Genomic DNA, 24,592 nt, shown 5'->3' on the forward strand with positions numbered 1-24,592 from the left:
TAATCACTCTTTAAGCACTCTTTAAGCACTATTTTGTAAGAAGAAAAGTGATTACAAGAAGGGCGCTTTACAGCGCCCTTTTTAGATTGCTTAAGGTTTATTTCGTATTTAGCGCGCGAATACGGCTAGCTAATGAATATAAACGAATAAAGCCTTCTGCGTGTTTTTGGTCATACACGTCATCTTCACCAAAGGTAGCAAAAGCTTCTGAATACAAGCTGTTTGGTGAGCGTTTTTTAACTGGTGTAGCTTGGCCTTTGTAAAGCTTGATCACCACATCACCATTTACTGATTCAGCTAGCGACTCAGATGCGGCAATAAGTGACTTACATAATGGCGTAAACCAACGACCGTCATAGACTAAATGCGACATTTGGGCAGCGATCTGCTCACGCCAGGTACGGCTAGTTTTATCTAGCACTAACTCTTCAATGGCACGAAGACCTGCAAACATCACAGTGCCGCCGGGTGTTTCATAACAACCACGTGACTTCATGCCGACTAAACGGTTTTCAGTAATGTCGATACGCCCTACGCCATGTTTACCGGCAATGTCGTTTAACTTCATTAATGCGGCATACGGCGATAATGCTTCATCGTTTACATGGGTAATACGACCATGTTTAACCGCAAGCGACACATATTCTGGCTCATTCGGCGCATCTTCGGGGGCTACGGTTAATGTCCACACGCCTTTTGATGGCTCGTTCCACGGGTCTTCTAACTCACCGCCTTCATGGGAAATATGCCATGCGTTAGCGTCGCGGCTATAAATTTTAGTCGCCGATGCTGTAGTTTGAATTTTACGCTCGGCTAAGTAATCGAGCAGATCTTCACGGCTACGCATTTCCCATTCACGCCAAGGCGCTATGACTTTTAAGTCCGGTGCTAGGGCAGCAAAACAGCCTTCAAAACGTACCTGGTCATTACCTTTACCGGTACAACCATGACATACGGCGTCTGCGCCGACTTTACGGGCAATTTCAACCTGTGCTTTGGCAATAATTGGACGTGCCATTGAAGTACCTAACAAGTAAGTGCCTTCATAAATCGCGCCGGTAGCAATGGTTGGATAAATATAATCAGCAACAAACTCTTCTTTTAGGTCAACGATGTAGCATTCTGATGCCCCTGAAGCGATGGCTTTTTCGTGTAAGCCCACTAATTCCTCTTCGCCTTGACCTACGTCGGCACAAAAGGCCACGATTTCACAATCATCATAGGTTTCTTTTAACCATGGGATGATGGCTGAGGTATCTAACCCGCCTGAATAAGCGAGGACGACTTTTTTAACGCCGGTTTTTTTCACTGCACTAGACATGTTTGTTTTCCTACAATCGATTACGTATATTTTTATATATGAATAACGCTATAAGCATTACTCACTAAATCATTTCATTTATTTATAATATGGCTCACTTAATAAGTAATTAACTTAATAAGGTGACCAATACAGCATTTTGGGCGTGCATACGGTTTTCCGCTTGGTCTAAAACTAATGACCCTTTGCCATCGATAACGTCATCCGTTACCTCCACACCGCGATGAGCAGGCAAACAATGCATAAAGTATTTAGCACCTGCTTTAGCCATTAATTGGGCATTAACCTGATACGGGCTAAAGCGCTCTTTTATTTCAGCTAAAGAGGTTTCATCACCCATTGAAATCCAGGTGTCGGTATAAATGGCATCATGGCCTTCAATAAGATTGATATCAGCAGATAATGTCAGTTTACCGCCATTTTGTGCCGCTAAGGCTTGTGCCTCGGTAACCACTAATGCATCAGGGAAATACCCTTCAGGGCAAATCACTGTCATGGTTAAGCCTAAAATAGCTGCACCATATATCAATGAATGGGTGACGTTATTACCATCACCTACGTACGCTAACCTCGCCTGGCTAATATCATCAAATTGTTCAGATAATGATAAAAAGTCAGCCAGCGCTTGGCATGGGTGGTATAAGTCAGATAACGCATTAATAACAGGTACACTTCCGTACTGAGCTAATTTTTCTATTGTACTGTGCAGGTATGTTCTAGCGACAATGGCATCGGCCCAGCATGAAATATTAGTGGCAAAATCCGCCACAGATTCGCGTTCACCTAAAGCACCGTTTTGTTGGTCAAGGTACAAACAATGACCACCTAACTTGTTGATGCCAATATCGAAGCTTACTCGGGTGCGCAGTGATGGCTTTTCAAAAAGCATCACAACGCTTTTTCCATCTAAAGCGCGACGGTACTCAGCTGGGTTGGCTTTAATTTTTTTAGCTAGCGCTAAAATATCCAGTAACTGAGTTTGAGATAACTCTTTTATCGACAACAGGTGCTTCATAAACTACTCCATTAAGGCTGTATTTGGGTCCCAATGGACCCACCTTGTGCTAATGTTTTTAACTGTTCAGTATCTTGCCAAGAAGCAACTAAAACCGGCTTGCCCATCCATTGAGCCACTTCTAAAGCGGCTTCAACTTTGACTTTCATGCCTTTTTCAATCACGCCTTCAGCAATTAGGGTATCAATTTGGCTTTTATTTAAACTTTTAATGACTTGCTTGTTAGCATCCCACACGCCTGACACATCAGATAACAGCACTAAAGTACCGTTAACTAATTTGGCCAATGCGGTTGCTGCCTGGTCTGCATTAACATTGAGCATTTGGCCGGCATCTGAAATGGCGATTGAGCTACAAATCGGCAGCCAGCCCTGCTGTAAAATAAAGTTTAAGTAGCTAGCGTCATTCGGGGTCACTTCGCCCACTAGTCCTAAGCGCTCATCTTTAATGTTCGCTTTAACCACATTACCATCGCCCAAACTCATGCCTACACTGACAACACCCGCTTTCGCTGCTGCAGCTTGTAAGGTTTTGTTCGATGTGCCCGCTAATGCGCCTACTACAATGCCAATTTGATCGGCTGGGGTTACGCGTAAACCGTCAAGCTTGATAATCTCTTTACCGTTTGCCGTTAATTGCTCATCGACTAAGCAACCGCCACCGTGAACTAAAACAATTTTCTGCCCTGCTGCGGTCATGTCTTTAATTGCTGACATTAAATTAGCCATACCGGTTTCGGTTTGCAGTAATGCGCCACCCACTTTAAGTACTAAAACAGAATTAGTTGTCATTTTTTTATCCTTGTTTTATTTAGTGACTAAACGCCAAAGTGGATTTTGATGCACTGTAAACCTTGGCTTGCAGCACCTTTCATTAAGTTGTCAATCGCACTGGCAACTACTAAATAACCACTGTTTTCGTCGTATTTCCACCCTACATGACAGTTTGGTGTCAGTACCACATCGTCTACTTTAGGGAATTGATTATGCTTAACCGTCACAATCGGTGAGCTGTCATAAACACTATAGGCTTTAGCGACATCCGCTTCTGTGGTCCCAGGCTTTAACTGCACGGTAATTGTGGCCAAAATGCCACGCTTAAAATTACCTAAATGCGGGGTAAATATCACTTCTTGGCCTAATTGCGTGGCAATTTCAGGCTGATGTCTGTGACCTAATACACCATAAGGTGTCAGGCTGACTTCACAAAAACTGGTATGTAAATGCGCTTTACGTCCCGCTCCTGTAACACCACTTACCGCATTAATTACTGGGTAAGCAGCAGTAAGCAAAGGCTTCAAAGGTTTTAGTGCGGTTAATGATGCTGTTGGGTAACAGCCAGGCACGGCAATCATTTTAGTTTGCTTAATTTGCTCGCTATTCCATTCAGCTAAGCCATAAACTGCATCTGCAAGTACGTCTGGGTGAGTATGTTCAAAGCCATACCACTTAGGGTATTGCGCGACATCAGCAAAACGATATGCACCACTCAAATCAAATACGGCTAAGCCTTTTTTATAAAATTCAGCGGCTAATTCCAAACTAATTGAATGCTCTGTTGCCAATACTACGGCATCTGCTTCAGCAATAATTGTCGCTTTAGCTTCGTCAGTTAATGGAGCAAGCACATAAGGCATATGACTATAAACGGGGTAAAGATCAGCTAGCTTACGCCCTTTATCTAAACTGCCTTCAGAGACATACAACCCCTGAACCGATAAATTAGCGTCAGCATTTATCAAAGACGTAATTTGTGCACCTGTGTATCCACTGGCACCAATAATTGCGATATTTTTCATTATGTTGTTATCTTTTGTTGTCATAAATGGAAGTGTTAGCATAGTACATTTAGACGGGGGACGTCTAATCTAGAACTATCGTCGCAGGAAGTTCTTGCTGATTATTGGTATATTGGATTTAACAGTAAAGTTACACATATTTATTATCATTGCTTACATTCTAGTTGTAGTGCCTTAGTCATCTGTTTGCTAGACTAGCACACAATAATTTTTATGCAATATTATTGAATAAGTATTTCAATAATTTCAGACATAGGACAACTCATGAGTACACTACCTGACCTAAAAAGTGCTTTTACACAGTTAATTGGCACACCATCTATCAGCGCGCTTGAGCCAGAGCAAGATATGAGTAACCATGCAGTTATTGCTTTGTTACAAGATTGGTTCAGCGAGTTAGGCTTTAGCTGCGAAACTCCTACGGTTGCAGACTCACGCAATAAACAAAACCTTATAGCCCGCATTGGCCAAGGGGAAGGTGGCTTATTATTAGCCGGCCACACAGACACCGTACCTTTTGATGAAGGTCGTTGGAGCCAAAGCCCGTTTGAGTTAATAGAAAAAGATAATCGTTGGTACGGCTTAGGCACCTGTGACATGAAAGGTTTTTTTGCCTTGGTACTTGAAGCGCTAAAAGACATGCCTCTAGCAGACTTTAAGCGTCCGCTGACTATTTTTGCCAGTGCCGATGAAGAAACCACTATGAGTGGTGCCAAAGCATTTGCCGACTCAAAGGCAATTGCACCTGATTATGCGGTAATAGGCGAGCCCACCAGCTTAAAACCTGTGTATATGCATAAAGGGCACTTAGCTCAAGGTATTCGCGTTATTGGCCGCAGTGGTCATTCATCTGACCCCGCCCGCGGATTAAACGCCATTGAAGTAATGCATAAAGTCATGGGGCAGTTATTGAAACTTAAACAGCATTTAAGTGAAAACTATCGCGAAGATGCTTTTACCGTTCCCTACCCTACAATGAACTTTGGCCATATTCACGGTGGTGATGCAGCTAACCGCATTTGTGGTTGCTGTGATTTACACTTAGATATTCGTCCTTTGCCAGGAATGGAATTGGCCGATCTTGAACTCATGGTGCTGAATTATTTAAGTGATATCAGTAAAGAGTACCCTGGCAGTATTAGTATCAGCACTTTATATCCTGGCGCTGAATCGTTTGCCGGTAAAGCAGACAACCCATGGACAAAACTGGTTGCTGAATTGTCAGGCCATGAAGCTGAAGTGGTTAACTACTCAACCGAAGCGCCTTACATTAACAAGTTAGGCTGCCAAACCTTAGTTTTAGGACCTGGGAGTATTAATCAAGCCCACCAACCCGATGAGTTTATTGGCTTAGAATATCTCACGCCGACAGTAGAATTGATCAAAAAGATGATTTATCACGCATGCATTAAGTAATTTTTAACCAAAAAACCGTTAAAACCGCTTTTGTTGAAATTTTTTAACGAAATAAAATTACCAAACGCGGTGTTTGTGTATTGACCGAATACTGTACGATGGTTATTGTGATAGATAAGCAGTGCAAGTTTAACCGAGTTTACTTTGGAGTATGTATGGCAGAGCAAGTGGCAGATATGTATGCCTCACTGAGATCGAATGTGGGACATTTAGGCCAAATTTTAGGTGAGACAATGCAAAGCCATCTTGGTGATGCATTTCTTGAGAAAGTAGAACAAATTCGAATTCTTGCAAAACAGGCACGCAAAGGCGATGAATCCTCTCGCGAGCAAATGTTAGCATTGCTGACCTCACTTCCAGATGAAGAATTAGTGCCGTTTGCTAAAGCGTTTAACCAATTTTTGAACCTAGCTAACATCGCCGAGCAATACCACACCATCAGTCGTAATTGCGATGAGTTAGTCTGTGTGCCAGACCCAGTAGAGCAACTGCTTGGTCGCATTCTTAATACTGATTTAGATGAAAATGATGTGATTAATTGCTTGAAGCAATTAGAAATCGACTTAGTGTTAACTGCTCATCCAACTGAAATATCTCGTCGTACTTTGATCCAAAAATATGCTGCGGTTGTCGATTGTTTAACAGATCAAGAAAACAGCCAACTGTCAGACCGTGAGCGCAACCAAAACAACTTACGTTTACGTCAATTGATTGCCCAAATTTGGCACACCAATGAAATTCGTAGCGAGCGTCCAACACCTGTAGATGAGGCACGTTGGGGCTTAAGCACGATTGAAACCTCTCTATGGCAGGCTATTCCCGACTTTCTACGTCAGTTAAATGATCAAGTAGAGCAGCGCACAGGTAAAGAATTACCGATTAAGATCGCCCCTGTTCGCTTTTCTAGCTGGATGGGCGGCGATCGCGATGGCAACCCATTTGTTACTCACAAAGTCACCCAAGAAGTATTAGACCGAAATCGTCATGCTGCTGCACGTTTGTATTTAAAAGACATCGTTGCCTTAGTCGGTGAATTATCTATGGAGCAAGCAACGCCAGAACTGCTTGAACTCACTAACAATAGCAATGAGCCGTACCGTGATGTGTTACGCCAATTACGTTGTAAACTGCGTAAAACCATTGATTATTTGAATATTCGACTTGAAGGTCGTTTTCCTGATGTTGATACCAGTGAACTGATTTGGCAACAAGCGGATCTGCAAGCGCCATTAGAACTGCTTTATAACAGTTTATGTGACAGCGGCATGAAATTGATTGCCAATGGATTACTGCTCGATATTTTACGTCGTCTAGCCAGCTTTGGTATTCATATGCTGCGTTTGGATATTCGCCAAGATTCTACTCGTCACAGCGATGTGATTGCCGAGCTGACCCGTTATTTAGGTTTAGGTGATTACAATCACTGGGATGAAAATGAAAAACAAGCATTCTTGCTGCGCGAGCTCACTAATCGTCGTCCTTTAATTCCGGCTAATTGGCAGCCAAGCGAAGATGTTGCTGAAGTCATCAAAACCTGTGAACTGATTGCCAAACAGCCTAAAGAGTCTTTGGGATCATATGTTATTTCAATGGCGGGTAAGCCATCAGATGTGTTGACTGTTTTATTGTTATTAAAAGAAACTGGTTGCAGCCATCCAATGCGCGTAGTGCCATTATTTGAAACCTTAGAAGATTTAACCAATGCCGCTAGCTGTATTGAGTCTTTATTGAATATCGATTGGTATCGTGGATACACCAAAGGCATGCAAGAAGTCATGATTGGTTATTCTGACTCAGCTAAAGACGCCGGTGTGATGGCCGCTGCCTGGGCGCAGTATCGCGCACAGGAGCAGTTAGTCGCAGTGTGTAATAAAGCCAACGTCAAACTGATGTTGTTCCATGGCCGTGGGGGTTCTATCGGACGAGGAGGTGGGCCTGCTCACAAAGCCATTCTATCTCAACCGCCGGGCTCAGTAGATGGCCGTATCCGTGTGACTGAACAAGGTGAGATGATCCGCTTTAAATTTGGCTTACCAAAATTAGCGGTACAAAGTTTAGCGCTTTATACCTCAGCCGTAATGGAAGCCACTTTATTACCGCCACCTGAGCCGAAAAAAGCTTGGCGTGATTGTATGCAGCGGATTGCCGACGAATCTGTGCTGCATTATCGCGGTATCGTACGTGAAGAAAAGGATTTTGTACCTTACTTCCGTGCAGCAACACCAGAAGTTGAACTGGGTAAATTACCATTAGGTAGCCGCCCAGCTAAACGCAAAGTTGATGGAGGCATTGAAAGTTTACGTGCTATTCCTTGGATATTTGCCTGGTCACAAAACCGCTTAATGTTGCCAGCTTGGTTAGGTGCAGGTGAAGCACTCAATGACGCTATTCAGCGTGATGAACTAGCATTACTGCGTGAAATGGAAGCCGAGTGGCCATTTTTTGAAACACGAATTTCTATGCTAGAAATGGTTTACATGAAAGCAGAGCCTAACTTAGCCCGCTATTATGAAAACTGTTTGGTGAAACCTGAACTACATCATTTAGGTGAGAAATTACGTCAACGATTACAACTGGGTATTGATACCGTATTGTCATTAACTGAGTCAGATGAGTTAATGTCGCATACTCCCTGGAATCGTGAATCAGTAAAACTTCGCAATCCTTACATTGATCCATTAAACTTCCTGCAAACAGAGCTATTAGCCCGTACGCGTAAGGAAGCTGAGCCTTCTAAGCATGTACAACTGGCGCTAATGCTTACTATCGCGGGCGTTGCCGCAGGCATGAGAAACACAGGTTAATGAAAACACTAAAGCTGATTTTTATCAGTGCCTTGCTACTACTGACTGGTTGCGCCAGTCAGTATAGCATTACTGAAAATGAGATAGAAAATTACCTTAATAAAGAGATGCATTTTGAGGTAAAGCAAGGTAACCAAATTATTGGTATTAATTTGGTGCTTAACGACATGCAAGTCAGCTTAGGTGATAAACCTAATACGATGGGATTAACGGCAACGACTCTTGTGCGTATTCGTAATCCTTTAATGCCAATTAGCGCTAAGCTTAAAACAACGTTTGAAGCACAGCCTTGGTATAACAGCGAAACTAAAAGTATCTATTTACGCAATTTGGATTTAGTTAATGTCAGTGCAGACCCAGCCGATTTAGAGCAAGCACTAACAGCCATTACCCCACAGGTAATGAGCTTCTTACGGGGATTTCTAGAAAGTCAGCCGGTTTACACCCTTGATATGAATGATTCAAATCAAGCGTTAATGGCCAAAATGACCAAAGAGATCGCCGTTCAAAAAGGCAAATTGGTAGTTAAGTTTTAAGGCCAAAAAGTATGACTCAATGAAAGCGCCAATAGGCGCTTTTTTTGTTCTAGGCACAAGATTTACAATAAACGTCTCATTTATCACGAGAATTGGCTTAAAGTGGGATAGCATACTTTAGTTATTGGATCACAAGCAGGCGATCTTGCAGCAACTGTAAGTGCAATTTTAATGGTGATACATGGCAGTGTATTGATGTTTTTAAGCTTACGACCCCATCATCAAGATTTACTCAAACTGTCAGGCATTTTATTTGTGATAACAAGGTTAAAAGTCATTGCTTTTATGTTAATCGGGATCATATTGCTGACGGTTGCGTAATTTGATTAGCGCAGAAAAATCAAATATCCCCAAAGAGAGAACCTAAGGGGATTAATTGATTAATGACTTAATGCCAGCGTATGTTATTTTTCAAATCTACTAATTGATGGGTAATCTACGATGACAGCTTCATCCAATAGCGCACGACGTAACATGTCATAAGCAACTGCAGTACTGAGGCTTCTAACCAACTGACGTGAGCGTTTTGGCAATTTGACCATCTGGCTGTAAATGCCATGACGCGTCGCGAGTGCTATTGCAACTGTGCCGACTGGCTTTTGATCAGAACCACCTTCAGGGCCAGCAATTCCGCTGGTCGCTAAAGCGAAGTCACTGTCGAGTATTTTACGCACGCCTTCAGCCATTGCTTCGACGGTTTGAATAGAGACAGCTCCGTGATCATCTAAAATTTGCGGATTAACGCCAAGTACTTTTACCTTGGACTCATTGCTGTAGGTCACTAAGCCATGATGTAGGTATGACGAGCTGCCAGCGAAATCAATTAACTGACTGGTGATCATTCCGCCAGTACAGGATTCTGCCACACTTAAACTAAAACCAGACTGGTATAACCTTGTATGGATCTCTTCAGCTAAGGTCGGCTTATTTTCCGCCACAACGGCAGTGCCTAAACATTCCTTAACCGCTTTTGTCACTTGAGGCAACGCGCGAATAGCTTCATCACCACGGGCGAAAATTTTAATTTCAATATGTGGCATAGAAGAGCGATAACCTAGCTCGATACCTAGGGGTAAGCTAAGTTCAGATAACATATCAGCGAGAGTAGATTCACCATAGCCAATGGTGAGCAGTTTATGCAATTGGGTGTTATCACCTGAGCCAAACTCTTTAGTAATGAATGGCACAAATTGTTCTTTGAACATGTGTTTTAGTTCAAAAGGTACTCCCGGAGTAAAGAATAACCAGGCCTTATTTAACTTCACTCTAAAACCACAGGCGGTGCCTACGGGGTTATCGATCATCACCGCCGACTTAGGCAACCAAGCTTGTTTTAAGTTGCTCTTCGACATCACACGGCCATTTTTGGTAAACCAATTCTCTAGATGATCGCGCCATTGCTGATTCTCTATTAGCTCTTCGCCTTTCGCTTTTGCCATAGCAAGCGCTGACATATCATCACTGGTTGGGCCTAGGCCACCATTCACTAAAATAACGTCAGCGTGCTTACTTCTCTCTTGGAAAGCAGCCACTAAATCCGCTAATCTATCGCCAACAGTGGTGCGTTGCTGCATCTCAATACCTAATGACATTAGCTCATTGGCAACCCAAGCGGCATTAGTATCAACAATCTGGCCAGATAACACTTCTTCACCAGTACAAATCATCTCAAGCTTCATTGCTTTTTCCTTTATAACAACAATTGCCCCATAAGTTAGGCAACCAATATGGCAATAGCAAGAAAATAGATCTATTTATCTATTCCTATTAAGTGTTAACAAGAAAACAGCTGGTTCATCAGACAGATAACAGACAAAAAGTCTCACCAGATTAGCCACACAAGGTGTAAAAATAGATTAATGACAAAGAACGACATTAATCTAAAATAACGCTATCCAATTGGCCCTTATTGACTGATGAAAACGAAAACATCCACAATAATATCAAATTCCAGATACGAATAAGGCCTTTGCGTTGCTGCAAAGGCCTTCGTCTTAAGTTGGCGGAGCGGACGCTGCTGGTAACAAGAGTGAACCCGCGACATCCGGCATGACAGGCCGCTGTCTCGAATCGATGTCTCAAAAAAGCCTTATCCAACAGAACTATTACCCATATTTTTAAATTACACACACGAAAAAGGCCTTTGCATTGCTGCAAAGGCCTTCGTCTTAAGTTGGCGGAGCGGACGCTGCTGTTAACAAGAGTGAACCCGCGACCTCCGGCGTGACAGGCAGCGGCCCCGAATCTATGTCTCGAAAAAGCCTTAACCAACAGAACTATTACCAATATTTTTAAATTACACACACGAAAAAGGCCTTTGCATTGCTGCAAAGGCCTTCATCTTAAGTTGGCGGAGCGGACGGGACTCGAACCCGCGACCCCCGGCGTGACAGGCCGGTATTCTAACCAACTGAACTACCGCTCCTTTAGCAAATTGCTTGCGCACGATGCTAAATTCTTTTTAAGTCGCTGATATGTCACTATCAGTAGACTTCTCTTACTTAAAAGAGGAATTAGGCGCCTGGAAATGACCTACTCTCACATGGGGAGACCCCACACTACCATCGGCGATACTGTGTTTCACTTCTGAGTTCGGAATGGGATCAGGTGGTGCCACAGCTCTATGGTTTCCAGACAAATTTGGTTTATCTAACGCTATTAACTAGCATTAAATAATAATTCGGAAAGCTGATTGCTCATTAGAGCTTCTTGAGTTCGCACTGTCTAAGTGTCCCATCCTAACAACTAAGGTTAGTAAAACCCATCTGGGTTGTATGGTTAAGCCTCACGGGTCATTAGTACAAGTTAGCTCAACGCCTCACAACGCTTACACACCTTGCCTATCAACGTAGTAGTCTCCTACGGCCCTTTAGAGAGCTTAAAGCTCTAGGGATGACTCATCTTGGGGCTCGCTTCCCGCTTAGATGCTTTCAGCGGTTATCGATTCCGAACGTAGCTACCGGGCAATGCCATTGGCATGACAACCCGAACACCAGCGGTTCGTCCACTCCGGTCCTCTCGTACTAGGAGCAGCTCCCCTCAATCATCCAACGCCCACGGCAGATAGGGACCGAACTGTCTCACGACGTTCTGAACCCAGCTCGCGTACCACTTTAAATGGCGAACAGCCATACCCTTGGGACCGACTTCAGCCCCAGGATGTGATGAGCCGACATCGAGGTGCCAAACACCGCCGTCGATATGAACTCTTGGGCGGTATCAGCCTGTTATCCCCGGAGTACCTTTTATCCGTTGAGCGATGGCCCTTCCATTCAGAACCACCGGATCACTATGACCTACTTTCGTACCTGCTCGACGTGTATGTCTCGCAGTTAAGCTGGCTTATGCCATTGCACTAACCGTACGATGTCCGACCGTACTTAGCCAACCTTCGTGCTCCTCCGTTACTCTTTGGGAGGAGACCGCCCCAGTCAAACTACCCACCAGGCACTGTCCTCAACCCCGATAAGGGGCCAGAGTTAGAACATCAAAACTACAAGGGTGGTATTTCAAGATTGACTCCACTCCATCTAGCGACGAAGCTTCAAAGTCTCCCACCTATCCTACACATGTAGGTTCAATGTTCAGTGCCAAGCTATAGTAAAGGTTCACGGGGTCTTTCCGTCTAGCCGCGGGTATACGGCATCTTCACCGCAATTTCAACTTCACTGAGTCTCGGCTGGAGACAGCGTGGCCATCATTACGCCATTCGTGCAGGTCGGAACTTACCCGACAAGGAATTTCGCTACCTTAGGACCGTTATAGTTACGGCCGCCGTTTACCGGGGCTTCGATCATGAGCTTCTCTTGCGATAACCCAATCAATTAACCTTCCGGCACCGGGCAGGCGTCACACCGTATACGTCATCTTGCGATTTTGCACAGTGCTGTGTTTTTGATAAACAGTTGCAGCCACCTGGTATCTGCGACTGCCGTCAGCTTAGGGAGCAAGTCCCATCACCAACAGCAGCGTACCTTCTCCCGAAGTTACGGTACCATTTTGCCTAGTTCCTTCAGCCGAGTTCTCTCAAGCGCCTTGGTATTCTCTACCCGACCACCTGTGTCGGTTTGGGGTACGATCCCTACTAACCTGAAGCTTAGAAGATTTTCCTGGAAGCATGGCATCAACTACTTCATCACCTTAGTGACTCGTCATCAGCTCTCAACGTGTACATTTAAGTACGTGTTCCCGGATTTGCCTAAGAACACCGCCTACTACCTTAAACGCGGACTACCAACGCCGCGCTAGCCTAGCCTTCTCCGTCTCTCCATCGCAGTTAGCAGAGGTACAGAAATATTAATCTGTTTTCCATCGATTACGCCTTTCGGCCTCACCTTAGGGGTCGACTCACCCTGCCCCGATTAACGTTGGACAGGAACCCTTGGTCTTTCGGCGAGGGAGTTTTTCACTCCCTTTATCGTTACTCATGTCAGCATTCGCACTTCTGATACGTCCAGTGTGGGTTACCCCTTCACCTTCAACCGCTTACAGAACGCTCCTCTACCGCTTGCAGTAAACTGCAAACCCGTAGCTTCGGTGGTATGTTTAGCCCCGTTAAATCTTCCGCGCAGGCCGACTCGACTAGTGAGCTATTACGCTTTCTTTAAATGATGGCTGCTTCTAAGCCAACATCCTAGCTGTCTAAGCCTTCCCACATCGTTTCCCACTTAACATACACTTTGGGACCTTAGCTGACGGTCTGGGTTGTTTCCCTTTTGACAACGGACGTTAGCACCCGCTGTCTGTCTCCCGAGTAGTACTCATTGGTATTCGGAGTTTGCAAAGGGTTGGTAAGTCGGGATGACCCCCTAGCCTTAACAGTGCTCTACCCCCAATGGTATTCGCTCGAGGCGCTACCTAAATAGCTTTCGAGGAGAACCAGATATCTCCGAGTTTGATTGGCCTTTCACCCCCAGCCACAAGTCATCCGCTCATTTTTCAACATAAGTCGGTTCGGTCCTCCAGTTGATGTTACTCAACCTTCAACCTGCCCATGGCTAGATCACTCGGTTTCGGGTCTACGCCTTGCAACTAAACGCGCAGTTAACACTCGGTTTCCCTACGGCTCCGCTATTCGCTTAACCTCGCTACAAAACGTAAGTCGCTGACCCATTATACAAAAGGTACGCAGTCACGGTCTCAAGAACCGCTCCCACTGCTTGTACGTATACGGTTTCAGGTTCTATTTCACTCCCCTCACAGGGGTTCTTTTCGCCTTTCCCTCACGGTACTGGTTCACTATCGGTCAGTCAGGAGTATTTAGCCTTGGAGGATGGTCCCCCCATATTCAAACAGGATGTCACGTGTCCCGCCTTACTCGTTTTCATCTATGGTTAGTTTTCATGTACGGGGCTATCACCCTGTGCCGCTGAGCTTTCCAACTCATTCCACTAACACCCCATAGACTTAAGGGCTAATCCCCGTTCGCTCGCCGCTACTAGGGGAATCTCGGTTGATTTCTTTTCCTCTGGGTACTTAGATGTTTCAGTTCCCCAGGTTCGCCTCATACAGCTATGTATTCACTGTATGATGACCACTTATGTGGCCGGGTTTCCCCATTCGGATATCGTTAGCTCAAATGCTTATTACTAGCTCGCCAACGCTTTTCGCAAGTTATTACGTCCTTCATCGCCTCTGACTGCCAAGGCATCCACCGTATACGCTTAGTCACTTAACCATACAACCCAAATGAGTTTCACTTGCGTGAACTAATCGGACTGTATCGCAACTAGCTGGTTTTTACTTGTCTCACTCCCGACCAGGAAGTGTGACTCGCCTTAGTTTTTAGAATATTCAAGACACTTAAACAGTGTTTTGAGAACTCAAGATACTGATGCTTTCGCATCAATATTATTTTCGCACTAACGTAATCACACAAACGACAACGGATCATCATTTATGCGCCTTTAGTTAGTACTATCAGCTTTCCAAATTGTTAAAGAACAACACTTAACCGGCAAGCGGTGTGTTTCACTCTACTTCCGAAGAAGTTAACAAGTAATCTGTGTGAACACTCACATGCATCTCTGCACTTTAGGTATTGAGTTAGTCGTATAGGTAAGGAGGTGATCCAGCCCCAGGTTCCCCTAGGGCTACCTTGTTACGACTTCACCCCAGTCATGAACCACAAAGTGGTGAGCGTTCTCCCGAAGGTTAAACTACCCACTTCTTTTGCAGCCCACTCCCATGGTGTGACGGGCGGTGTGTACAAGGCCCGGGAACGTATTCACCGTGACATTCTGATTCACGATTACTAGCGATTCCGACTTCATGGAGTCGAGTTGCAGACTCCAATCCGGACTACGACGTACTTTGTGAGATTAGCTCCACCTCGCGGCTTTGCAACCCTCTGTATACGCCATTGTAGCACGTGTGTAGCCCTACTCGTAAGGGCCATGATGACTTGACGTCGTCCCCACCTTCCTCCGGTTTATCACCGGCAGTCTCCCTAAAGTTCCCGACATAACTCGCTGGCAAATAAGGATAGGGGTTGCGCTCGTTGCGGGACTTAACCCAACATTTCACAACACGAGCTGACGACAGCCATGCAGCACCTGTCTCAGAGTTCCCGAAGGCACTAAGCTATCTCTAGCGAATTCTCTGGATGTCAAGAGTAGGTAAGGTTCTTCGCGTTGCATCGAATTAAACCACATGCTCCACCGCTTGTGCGGGCCCCCGTCAATTCATTTGAGTTTTAACCTTGCGGCCGTACTCCCCAGGCGGTCTACTTAATGCGTTAGCTTGGGAGCCCAGTGACTAAGTCACCAAACTCCGAGTAGACATCGTTTACGGCGTGGACTACCAGGGTATCTAATCCTGTTTGCTCCCCACGCTTTCGTGCATGAGCGTCAGTCTTTGTCCAGGAGGCCGCCTTCGCCACCGGTATTCCTTCAGATATCTACGCATTTCACCGCTACACCTGAAATTCTACCTCCCTCTACAAGACTCTAGTTCCCCAGTTCCAAATGCAATTCCTAGGTTGAGCCCAGGGCTTTCACATCTGGCTTAAAAAACCGCCTGCGCACGCTTTACGCCCAGTAATTCCGATTAACGCTCGGACCCTCCGTATTACCGCGGCTGCTGGCACGGAGTTAGCCGGTCCTTCTTCTGTAGGTAACGTCACAGCAATAGTTTATTAAACTACTGCCTTTCCTCCCTACTGAAAGTGCTTTACAACCCGAAGGCCTTCTTCACACACGCGGCATGGCTGCATCAGGCTTTCGCCCATTGTGCAATATTCCCCACTGCTGCCTCCCGTAGGAGTCTGGGCCGTGTCTCAGTCCCAGTGTGGCTGATCATCCTCTCAGAACAGCTAGGGATCGTCGCCTTGGTGAGCCATTACCTCACCAACTAGCTAATCCCACCTAGGTTCATCCAATCGCGAAAGGCCCGAAGGTCCCCTCCTTTCCCCCGTAGGGCGTATGCGGTATTAGCAGTCGTTTCCAACTGTTATCCCCCTCGACTGGGCAGATCCCTAGGCATTACTCACCCGTCCGCCGCTCGCCGGCAAAGATAGCAAGCTATCTTCCCGCTGCCGCTCGACTTGCATGTGTTAGGCCTGCCGCCAGCGTTCAATCTGAGCCATGATCAAACTCTTCAATTAAAGTTTTTTTGAAACCCGAAGGTTTCGGCTCAATGAATTCTGATTGCTTTATCAACCGAAGTTAACAAAGTCTTTTTGTACATATTGCTATGAACATTCATCGTTGCATTGAGTTTAAATTTTTTGATTGCTCTTCCTAAGAAGAAGCAATTTCGAATAACTCAATACCTGTGAATGTCCACACAGATTTCTTGTTTAAGTTGTTAAAGAGCGTTGATGTTAATTTTTCAAACATCGCCGTTGGACGCTAGGTCGTTGGCTTGGGCTGCGTATTCTACAGACCCTGTTGTCAGCGTCAAGTGTTTTTTCAAACTTTCTTTTCGCTGTTGATTTGATGATGAAACCGAAGTTTTTATCCTTTCAAATCAACCTAACTCGCTACTTTGCTTTCGCGCTGTGCCGTGTCAGTGGATGCGCATTATAGGGAGATTCTGAGGCAGTGCAACCCCTTTTATAAAGTTTTTATATAAAAAAAGATCGCTTGACGATCTTTTAACCTAACACGATCTAAATCGTTTAATTAGGCACCAAAAAGAATATTAATCGACCACTTTTCCTGTTGTGGTGTAAAACTGCTTTAAGAAGGTTATAGCGTTCTCATCGTCCCAATCAACATAACTACGTACATAAGCTACCAGTTCCCCTTGCGGATTTAATATAAAAGTCGCCGGAATTGTTTCTAACGGGAACACTTCACGAAGATTTTGCTTGGGATCAAAATAAGATTCGAATTTTGGTAGACCTATCGATTGCAAAAATGGTTGCACTATCTCTTGGCCAGCGCCATCAATTGATATAGGTAACAACATGTATTGGGTTTGATCTATTTTTTTGGCAAGCCTGTCTAGTGCTGGAAGTTCTCTGACACAAGGGGGACACCATGTCGCCCACATATTCACTAAGATGACTTTACCTTTGAAGGCTTCAAAATCTATTTGATCATTATTCAATTGGCTGAAGTTAGCTTGGGCGATGGGAAAAGGTTGCTCCAGGATGATGATTTTATCCAAACTGGTTTGAGATACTGGTTTTTGACTAGGTTGCATACCTGGGTAGGCTACACCGCTTTCTATTAGCAACATGCTAGCGCTAATAATAGAGGCTACAACAACAAGTTTTTTTTTCGATATCATTATTTAACCTCAAGTCGGGTTAAGAGATACAGTCAATAGGCTAAACCCTGCACTTTTAGCCTATTTTATCGCAAACTTGCTATTTGTTTTGAAAGCAAGGCACGTTGATGTAATGCTGTTAACAAAACAAAGAGCGGTTTGAAAATTCTTTATATCCTGGACTGAGGTTATTTATTACGTTTTAGTAATTCATCAAGCTGCTGTTTATCTTCAGCTGACATCTCGGCATGGGCATATTTTACATTTCTCTGGCGACGAATAAGTATCGCGCCAACAATGAAACCTATAAATAGCAGCGCAAAAGGACCAATCCAAAGAACATATGTTTTTGGATCAAGTCGCGGTTTATAAAGTACAAAGTCACCATAACGACTTGTCATGAACTCTACAATTTGCTCATCTGACTTACCATCATCAACCATTTTATAAACTTCTAATCGCAAATCTTGAGCGACTGGCGAATTAGAATCGACTAAGTTTTGATTTTGACATTGTGGGCAACGCAACTCATGTGCGAGTGAAATAGCACGCTTTTGATTACTGGGTGTTTTGAATTCATAGGTATCTACTGGTGTGGCATGGACCACTACACTCGATAACAAACCAATAACTAACGCGAACGATAAATTAACCAATTTCATTACGCTGCTCCATCCGCTTTAGCTTCAGCTTGTAGCTGCTGAACCATTGGATATAAGGTATCTTGCCAAATATTTTGATCAATTGGGCCTGCATAGCGAAATCGTATAATGCCATTATGATCAATGATAAATGTTTCTGGCGCACCATATACCCCGAGATCCAAACCTAAACGACCATCTTTATCATAAAAGTTGATTGTATATGGGTCCCCTTCGCGCTGTAGCTCTTTTATTGCCAGTGCTCGCTCGTCGCGATAATTAATACCATATATAGGCATAATATTACGACGAGACAACATAGTTAAAAAAGGATGTTCATATTTACATGCAGGACACCAGGTGGCCCACACGTTTAATAATGAAACTTGACCTTTTAAATCAGCTTCAGTCAACATTTCACCTGGGGTTTCAAGTCTCTCAAGTTGGAAAGCCGGCACCGGCTTCCCTTCTAATGCTGAATCCAGCTTTTGTGGATTAAGGAATAAACCTTGATATAAGAATATTCCCATCACCAAAAATAAGGCTAGAGGTATAAACAGCACCAACTTTTTCATAAATTCTCCGTTTTTAAGCTGTCGCTAACTTTTCTTTTGCTTTGTCGTTTACTTCGGCAGCCGTGCTCTTTACGCGATAACGCTTATCTGAAGCAGCAAGGAAACCACCAATCATCATAAAGATTGATCCGAACCATAACCAACGTACAAAAGGTTTGTAGTTTAGACGTACAGCAAACTCGGTCGCACTGATTGGGTCACCCATGGTGACATATAGGTCACGGAATAAACCCCAATCGATACCGGCTTCTGTCATGTCCATTGTACGAACATTATATTGACGACGATCCGGTTTTAATAAGGTAATGTATTTATCATCTTGATAGATTTCTATTTGACCTTGTTGTGCTGTGTAGTTTGGTCCAACGACATTCTTAGTTTCAAGATACTTGAATGTGTAACCCGCTAACTCTTGACTGATTCCTGGCCCCATGCGAACACTTTTCTCTATTGAGTAGTTCGACACCATAGTGGCACCAACAATTGAGACGGCAATACCTAAGTGGGCCATGATCATTCCAAGTTGGCTACGCCCAATACGGGTTAAACTGATGCTGCCATCTGTTCCTTTAACCATATTGTATGCAGCGCGGAATGTCGATAATGTCACCCATGTTGCCGCAGTAATGCCAAGTACAACCCATATATTGAATTCGCCGCCCATGAGGAAAGGTACAGACAAACCGATCACTGCTGCAACCATTGCAGGCACAAGCAATTGACGCTTGATTTCGCCTTGCTTTGATTTCTTCCAGCGAATGATTGGACCAATACCCATAAAGCCAAACAGTACTAACACGATTGGAACGAATACCGCGTTGAAATATGGAGGTCCTACAGAAATTTTACCCATACCGAGCGCATCTATAAGCAGCGGATATAAGGTTCCAAGTAGCACGGTACCGGCAGCTACAGTTAATAGCACGTTACAAACCAACAACATGGTTTCTTTAGACTTGAGTTCAAATCGAGCAGGACTGCTCATTTCGCTGGCACGGAAAGCAAACAAAGTTAAAGAACCACCTACGGCGATAGCCAGTAGAAGCAGAATAAACATACCACGGCTTGGATCTGCTGCAAATGAATGCACCGATGTAAGTACACCGGAACGCACAATAAAGGTACCCAGTAAGCTTAATGAGAAAGCAAAGATTGATAGCAAAACAGTCCAATTGCGGAATGCACCACGCTTTTCAGTTACCACTAAAGAGTGAACCAATGCTGTACCTATTAGCCAAGGCATAAAAGAAGCATTTTCAACTGGATCCCAGAACCACCAACCACCCCAGCCTAATTCATAGTATGCCCACCAAGAGCCTAGTGAGATACCACCGGTTAAGAACACCCAAGCAGCCAACGTCCAAGGACGAGACCAACGAGCCCAAGCTGAATCTAAACTACCACTCATTAATGCTGCAATAGCAAAGGCAAAGCTTACTGAGAAACCTACATAACCAAGGTATAACATAGGTGGGTGGAAGATTAGCCCCACATCTTGCAACATTGGATTTAAGTCACGTCCTTCCATTGGTATTGGAAATATACGCTCAAATGGACTTGAGGTTAGAACCATAAACAAGGTAAAACCAACAATAATCATGGCTAGTACTGCTAACACCCTCGCAGTAAAGACTTCTTCTAAGCCTTTACTGAACATGGCTACAGCTGTTGCCCACACTGACAATGAGAATACCCAGAATAATAATGAACCTTCATGACCGCCCCATACTGCAGCAATTTTAAAGAAGATGGGTAATTGTGAATTTGAATGATGTGCAACATAGGCGACTGAAAAGTCATCCACCGCGAAGCTGTAGCCTAATATAACTACTGAAACTAGAATGAAGAAAAACATACCGTACGCAAGAGGCCAGGCATATCTCACTAAATATGCATCTTTCTTGGCAGCACCTATTAATGGAACACTGGCTAATAACATGGCAAATGCCAAACCTATTATCAGTGAAAAATGTCCAATTTCTGGAATCATGGGTATTCCTTAGTTATAAAAACATTGATTTGATATCAACAAACCACGTTAATGCAGGTGATGAGCATACGTTACTATACTCACATTAGCTTAAGCGAATTTTAAATCATTTTAGAGCTTGCCAGCTCACATGTCTGCCACTTTCGTGCAAAACTGGGTTACTTGTCTCATTATCGGTACGCTGTAGGATCAAAAGTCTCTAATCACAATCACACAGCGATAAGACTAACAAAATGACTTAAAGTTTCTTACCATTTAATGTTCACATTTTAAATTGTGAACCAGTGCTCAACTCTCAAGTTTGAGCTTTATATCTTCCTTATATTACTATTCAATTAATAATCTTTACGTATAATCGTGTAATCAAGCTCAGCGGAACCCCCGCTTTCCTATAAACTAAAAGTGAATATTGAAACGATGACCACATTTTGGATTCTTATCGCGCTTGTCCTTATTATCGGTTTAATGATGATTTGGGTACCTCATTTTCGTCAGACAAAGCTACTTCAAGCTGAAGAGTCTGGCGTCCGTAAACAAACTAACCTTGAACTTTTTAATGAACGTTTAGGCATTCTTGAGAAAGAATTACAAAACGATTTACATGATCAGAATGAATTTGACGCATTAAAGCAGGAACTAGAAATTAGTTTATTGCAGGATATGAAGCATAAGGGTGATGACTCACTTGCTGCTGCAAAACCAAAAGGTATTTTATGGCCCTCTTTGATGACCATAGTAGTGTTGGGACTAACAGGTTACTTCTATCAGCAGCTTGGTGCATATAATGAACTGGCAAATCCGCCACAAGCTAATAATCCGCATCAAGGCATGAGTAATGAACAAATTATGGCTCAGCGTGTGCAGATGATGGAGGCAGAGGTTCAACAAGCTCCTGAAAACAGCCAAGCATGGTTTAGCCTAGGTCATGCTTATATTTCAGCAAACCAATATAATAAAGCTGTTGCTGCATTCGATAAAGTCATGGAGTTAGTCGGAACCCACGCTGAATTACTAGGCCCTAAAGCAACGGCGATGTATTACCAGGCAGGTCAGAAGCTCACGCCAGATATTCAGGCTATTATTGAGCAGTCATTAGCTTTGGATGCACAAGATCCATCTACATTATTACTTGTCGGAATGGACGCCTTTTTTAATGCTCAATATCAAGATGCAATTAATGCATGGCAAGCTATTTTAGATAGTGACCGTAGTGATGTTGACCGCACAGCATTAATGAATGCTATTCAGTCTGCTAAAATGAGTATGCAATCAGATACGGGAGCCATGCCAAATGATGATGCCCACAGTGCGGTTAAAAATACCGGCACTGAAACAGGTACAACAATTGCAAAAACTGTCAGTGTTATGGTCGAAGTTGCACCGGAATTAGCGTCTAAGGTTGGGCCAAATGATCAAGTATTTATTTTTGCTCGCGCAACTCAAGGGCCAAAAGTGCCTTTAGCAGCGACTAAAGTCAATGCTAGTGATTTACCATTGACCATTACCTTAGATGATACTACTTCTATGGGAGGGGATGTAAAATTAAGTGGTGCTAGCGAAGTTGAGATTATAGCCGTGCTATCAAAACATGGCAGCGTCAAACCACAAGCGGGTGACATGAAGGGTACTGTAGATGCTGTTAAGGTTGGCGGTAAAACCACGCTCGTATTAGATACAATAGTTCAATAACTTAGATTAAGGCGAACTTATTAGGTTTTCCTTAATAGAGGGTCTACGACAAATTTGCTGTCAGGCATCCATAAAAAAACCGGCTATTAGGCCGGTTTTTATATTCTTAAAGAAGTATTACTTAGACATGAACTCAATAGCGTTCTTGTAATCTTCATCAGAACAGTCAGTACACATACCACCTGGTGGCATTGCATTTAAACCTGTCTTAACAGAGTTTAATAGTACATCAACACCCTTGGCTAAACGAGGTTCCCAAGCAGCAACATCATGAGATTTAGGCGCACCGGCCACACCCATGCTGTGACATACTTGACATGCCTTGTTATATACAGCTTCACCTTCTTGAGCAAATACATTCGCAGACAAAGTTAAGGCAGCTACTGCAGTCATTGCTAACAATTTTTTCATGTTCAACGTTCCTAATTGCAAATAAATACAAAGCTCAACGCTGCCTGTTATTTTTAGAAGGCAGACTATTTTTAGCTCTATTAGATTACTACATACTGCAAAAAATCTCACCTTTTTGTGATAACAATCTCACCTTGACATTCAAATCAACCAATATTAACCAGTTCAAGTAATATATTAGCAAATGTTGAAAAAACTCGCATTTTAGTAATTTTATTGGAACTACATCAAATTGCGGGCACTTAATGATAGCTAAAGTTAACTGCATAATACTGTTTATGTTAATATCTTTTAATCTTTATTAGTCGATTAAATAGAGGGCTCAGTGACAAAAATAACATCATCCACTCCCTTGATCAGTGCAAACAACCTAACATGCATCCGTGAAGAGCGTTTATTATTTGACGAGCTTAGCTTTGATATCATGCCTGGGGATATCGTTCAAATTGAAGGTCCGAATGGCTCCGGAAAAACAAGCTTATTACGTATTCTAGCAGGCTTATCTCGTCCTTATTCCGGAGATGTGCTGTATTTGAAACACAACATCATTCGATCGCGTGATGAGTTTAATCAGAATTTACTTTATTTAGGGCACCTAGCCGGCGTTAAAAGTGAATTAACCGCAGAAGAAAATCTTAACTTCAATTTAAGAATCAGTGGTTATGATGACTATAGAACGTCTGACATTTTAGCCAAAGTAAACTTAAGCGGGTTTGAAGAAGCATTAGCAGGACATCTGTCTGCAGGGCAACACCGAAGAACAGCGTTAGCAAGATTATGGCATACCAATTGTAAAATATGGATATTGGATGAGCCTTTTACTGCGATCGATAAAATAGGTGTTGAAGAGCTGGAGCAGCTCTTTATGGAGCATGCTAATCGCGGTGGATGCGTAATTATCACAACTCATCAAGATATGAGTTTAATTACTGAGCCTAATCTTCGTAAAATCACTCTCGATTATCGTTTTATATAAGGCTCAATAATGAACAGAGGTATTAGCTACAGCAGCGCGTTTGTGACCTTGTTAAAACGTGATTTGAAAATTGCGGTTAGACATCGTGGTGACATATTTAACCCACTGTTATTTTTTATTATGGTGGTAACTCTATTCCCACTAGGAATTGGACCAGAACCGCAAGTACTAACACGTGTAGCTCCAGGAATAATATGGGTAGCAGCTCTACTGGCATCAATGCTGTCACTGGAAAGGCTCTTTAAAGCGGATTACAGCGACGGTAGCTTAGAGCAAATGTTACTTAGTCCTCAGCCGCTAGCGATTATGGTATTGGCTAAGGTCTTAGCTCATTGGATTTTAACGGGTGTGCCATTAATACTCGTATCACCATTATTGGCGGTATTGCTTCATTTAGAAGGTAATAGCTATGTTGCTTTAATGGCTACCTTAGCGTTGGGAACACCTGTCCTGTCACTATTAGGTGCAATTGGTGTGGCTCTTACTGTTGGGCTCAGTAAAGGTGGCGTATTACTGACCTTATTAATATTGCCTTTATATATACCTGTGTTGATTTTTGCTACAAGTGCTATCGATGCGGCAGGGATGAATTTACCTTATGATGGTCAGCTAGCGATTATTGGCGCTATGCTGGTTGGTTCTTTAATTATGGCACCTTTTGCAATTGGCGCCTCCTTACGTGTGAGTACAAATTAATATGTGGAA

16 protein-coding genes, 1 tRNA gene and 3 rRNA genes are annotated in these 24,592 nt (G+C 43.5%); 6 read left to right on the forward strand and 14 right to left on the reverse strand.

The window, feature by feature from the left end; genetic code table 11:
- Window positions 1-97 precede the first annotated feature (97 nt).
- The 4 genes from ACRWQL_RS09355 to argC all read right to left on the reverse strand — a co-directional run bounded on the left by ACRWQL_RS09355 (window position 98) and on the right by argC (window position 4,134).
- Complete coding sequence (locus tag ACRWQL_RS09355) at window positions 98-1,321, reverse strand: argininosuccinate synthase (RefSeq protein ID WP_434953236.1); 1,224 nt, start codon at window positions 1,319-1,321, stop codon at window positions 98-100.
- Window positions 1,322-1,430: 109 nt separating this feature from the next.
- Entirely contained in the window at window positions 1,431-2,336 is a 906-nt protein-coding gene (locus tag ACRWQL_RS09360) for an ornithine carbamoyltransferase (protein ID WP_434953238.1), read from the reverse strand.
- 11 nt (window positions 2,337-2,347) lie between these two features.
- The gene (gene argB / locus ACRWQL_RS09365) at window positions 2,348-3,127 is read right to left on the reverse strand and encodes an acetylglutamate kinase (RefSeq protein WP_434927817.1); all 780 of its coding nucleotides are present in this window, start codon (window positions 3,125-3,127) and stop codon (window positions 2,348-2,350) included.
- A 26-nt stretch (window positions 3,128-3,153) separates the two neighbouring features.
- A complete protein-coding gene (gene argC / locus ACRWQL_RS09370) occupies window positions 3,154-4,134 on the reverse strand; it encodes an N-acetyl-gamma-glutamyl-phosphate reductase (RefSeq protein WP_434953239.1) in 981 nt (326 codons plus the stop codon).
- 264 nt (window positions 4,135-4,398) lie between these two features.
- Here argC and argE point away from each other — a divergent pair, with 264 nt between their 5' ends.
- The 3 genes from argE (at window position 4,399) to ACRWQL_RS09385 (ending at window position 8,890) form a co-directional block, all read left to right on the forward strand.
- Window positions 4,399-5,550, forward strand: coding sequence for an acetylornithine deacetylase (gene argE, locus ACRWQL_RS09375; RefSeq protein WP_434927814.1), 1,152 nt, complete (start codon window positions 4,399-4,401; stop codon window positions 5,548-5,550).
- A 155-nt stretch (window positions 5,551-5,705) separates the two neighbouring features.
- A complete protein-coding gene (ppc, locus tag ACRWQL_RS09380; protein WP_434953240.1) occupies window positions 5,706-8,354 on the forward strand; it encodes a phosphoenolpyruvate carboxylase in 2,649 nt (882 codons plus the stop codon).
- Window positions 8,354-8,890 carry a DUF1439 domain-containing protein gene (locus tag ACRWQL_RS09385; RefSeq protein WP_434953241.1) on the forward strand — a complete coding sequence of 179 codons (537 nt, stop codon included), beginning with the start codon at window positions 8,354-8,356 and terminating at the stop codon, window positions 8,888-8,890. The genes ppc and ACRWQL_RS09385 overlap by 1 nt, the downstream gene beginning before the upstream one ends.
- 404 nt (window positions 8,891-9,294) lie before the next feature.
- On the opposite strand, the gene ACRWQL_RS09390 is transcribed toward ACRWQL_RS09385, so the two are convergent.
- From ACRWQL_RS09390 to ACRWQL_RS09430, 9 genes are all read right to left on the reverse strand, one after another.
- A complete protein-coding gene (locus ACRWQL_RS09390) occupies window positions 9,295-10,569 on the reverse strand; it encodes a CinA family nicotinamide mononucleotide deamidase-related protein (RefSeq protein ID WP_434953242.1) in 1,275 nt (424 codons plus the stop codon).
- A gap of 669 nt (window positions 10,570-11,238) precedes the next feature.
- Window positions 11,239-11,315, reverse strand: a tRNA-Asp gene (locus ACRWQL_RS09395).
- A gap of 94 nt (window positions 11,316-11,409) precedes the next feature.
- Window positions 11,410-11,525 (reverse strand): 5S ribosomal RNA (rrf, locus tag ACRWQL_RS09400).
- Window positions 11,526-11,664: 139 nt separating this feature from the next.
- A 23S ribosomal RNA gene (locus ACRWQL_RS09405) occupies window positions 11,665-14,567 on the reverse strand.
- A 381-nt stretch (window positions 14,568-14,948) separates the two neighbouring features.
- A 16S ribosomal RNA gene (locus ACRWQL_RS09410) occupies window positions 14,949-16,493 on the reverse strand.
- The 16S, 23S and 5S rRNA genes sit together here with 1 tRNA gene alongside, the layout of an rRNA operon.
- A 539-nt stretch (window positions 16,494-17,032) precedes the next feature.
- Window positions 17,033-17,626 (reverse strand): TlpA disulfide reductase family protein, encoded by a 594-nt coding sequence (locus ACRWQL_RS09415; protein WP_434953243.1) that lies wholly within the window; start codon window positions 17,624-17,626, stop codon window positions 17,033-17,035.
- A 167-nt stretch (window positions 17,627-17,793) separates the two neighbouring features.
- Window positions 17,794-18,267 (reverse strand): heme lyase NrfEFG subunit NrfF, encoded by a 474-nt coding sequence (nrfF, locus tag ACRWQL_RS09420; protein WP_434927808.1) that lies wholly within the window; start codon window positions 18,265-18,267, stop codon window positions 17,794-17,796.
- Window positions 18,267-18,821, reverse strand: a complete 555-nt coding sequence (locus ACRWQL_RS09425; RefSeq protein ID WP_434953244.1) for a DsbE family thiol:disulfide interchange protein — start codon at window positions 18,819-18,821, stop codon at window positions 18,267-18,269. Before ACRWQL_RS09425 ends, nrfF begins: the two co-directional genes overlap by 1 nt.
- A 13-nt stretch (window positions 18,822-18,834) precedes the next feature.
- Window positions 18,835-20,811 carry a heme lyase CcmF/NrfE family subunit gene (locus ACRWQL_RS09430; protein ID WP_434927806.1) on the reverse strand — a complete coding sequence of 659 codons (1,977 nt, stop codon included), beginning with the start codon at window positions 20,809-20,811 and terminating at the stop codon, window positions 18,835-18,837.
- Between the two features lie 417 nt (window positions 20,812-21,228).
- On the opposite strand from ACRWQL_RS09430, the gene ccmI reads away from it, so the two are divergent.
- Window positions 21,229-22,500 carry a c-type cytochrome biogenesis protein CcmI gene (gene ccmI / locus ACRWQL_RS09435; RefSeq protein ID WP_434953245.1) on the forward strand — a complete coding sequence of 424 codons (1,272 nt, stop codon included), beginning with the start codon at window positions 21,229-21,231 and terminating at the stop codon, window positions 22,498-22,500.
- Between the two features lie 117 nt (window positions 22,501-22,617).
- On the opposite strand, the gene ACRWQL_RS09440 is transcribed toward ccmI, so the two are convergent.
- Entirely contained in the window at window positions 22,618-22,911 is a 294-nt protein-coding gene (locus ACRWQL_RS09440; protein WP_434927803.1) for a c-type cytochrome, read from the reverse strand.
- A 325-nt stretch (window positions 22,912-23,236) separates the two neighbouring features.
- On the opposite strand from ACRWQL_RS09440, the gene ccmA reads away from it, so the two are divergent.
- Complete coding sequence (gene ccmA / locus ACRWQL_RS09445) at window positions 23,237-23,887, forward strand: cytochrome c biogenesis heme-transporting ATPase CcmA (protein WP_434953246.1); 651 nt, start codon at window positions 23,237-23,239, stop codon at window positions 23,885-23,887.
- 9 nt (window positions 23,888-23,896) lie between these two features.
- Window positions 23,897-24,583 (forward strand): heme exporter protein CcmB, encoded by a 687-nt coding sequence (gene ccmB, locus ACRWQL_RS09450; protein ID WP_434927801.1) that lies wholly within the window; start codon window positions 23,897-23,899, stop codon window positions 24,581-24,583.
- The last annotated feature ends 9 nt before the right edge of the window (window positions 24,584-24,592 follow it).

Origin of the sequence: Shewanella sp. HL-SH4 (genome assembly GCF_051164845.1) — a bacterium.
GTDB lineage: Bacteria > Pseudomonadota > Gammaproteobacteria > Enterobacterales > Shewanellaceae > Shewanella > Shewanella glacialimarina.

Excerpts from the sequence above, each read along its gene's own strand:
- ACRWQL_RS09355 (WP_434953236.1), bottom strand. The coding sequence starts at position 1,321 with ATGTCTAGTGCAGTGAAAAAAACCGGCGTTAAAAAAGTCGTCCTCGCT.
- ACRWQL_RS09360 (WP_434953238.1), bottom strand. The coding sequence starts at position 2,336 with ATGAAGCACCTGTTGTCGATAAAAGAGTTATCTCAAACTCAGTTACTG.
- nrfF (WP_434927808.1), bottom strand. The coding sequence starts at position 18,267 with ATGAAATTGGTTAATTTATCGTTCGCGTTAGTTATTGGTTTGTTATCG.
- ACRWQL_RS09425 (WP_434953244.1), bottom strand. The coding sequence starts at position 18,821 with ATGAAAAAGTTGGTGCTGTTTATACCTCTAGCCTTATTTTTGGTGATG.
- ACRWQL_RS09440 (WP_434927803.1), bottom strand. The coding sequence starts at position 22,911 with ATGAAAAAATTGTTAGCAATGACTGCAGTAGCTGCCTTAACTTTGTCT.
- ACRWQL_RS09390 (WP_434953242.1), bottom strand. The coding sequence starts at position 10,569 with ATGAAGCTTGAGATGATTTGTACTGGTGAAGAAGTGTTATCTGGCCAG.
- argE (WP_434927814.1), top strand. The coding sequence starts at position 4,399 with ATGAGTACACTACCTGACCTAAAAAGTGCTTTTACACAGTTAATTGGC.
- ACRWQL_RS09430 (WP_434927806.1), bottom strand. The coding sequence starts at position 20,811 with ATGATTCCAGAAATTGGACATTTTTCACTGATAATAGGTTTGGCATTT.
- ACRWQL_RS09415 (WP_434953243.1), bottom strand. The coding sequence starts at position 17,626 with ATGATATCGAAAAAAAAACTTGTTGTTGTAGCCTCTATTATTAGCGCT.
- ppc (WP_434953240.1), top strand. The coding sequence starts at position 5,706 with ATGGCAGAGCAAGTGGCAGATATGTATGCCTCACTGAGATCGAATGTG.
- argC (WP_434953239.1), bottom strand. The coding sequence starts at position 4,134 with ATGAAAAATATCGCAATTATTGGTGCCAGTGGATACACAGGTGCACAA.
- ccmI (WP_434953245.1), top strand. The coding sequence starts at position 21,229 with ATGACCACATTTTGGATTCTTATCGCGCTTGTCCTTATTATCGGTTTA.
- ccmB (WP_434927801.1), top strand. The coding sequence starts at position 23,897 with ATGAACAGAGGTATTAGCTACAGCAGCGCGTTTGTGACCTTGTTAAAA.
- argB (WP_434927817.1), bottom strand. The coding sequence starts at position 3,127 with ATGACAACTAATTCTGTTTTAGTACTTAAAGTGGGTGGCGCATTACTG.
- ACRWQL_RS09385 (WP_434953241.1), top strand. The coding sequence starts at position 8,354 with ATGAAAACACTAAAGCTGATTTTTATCAGTGCCTTGCTACTACTGACT.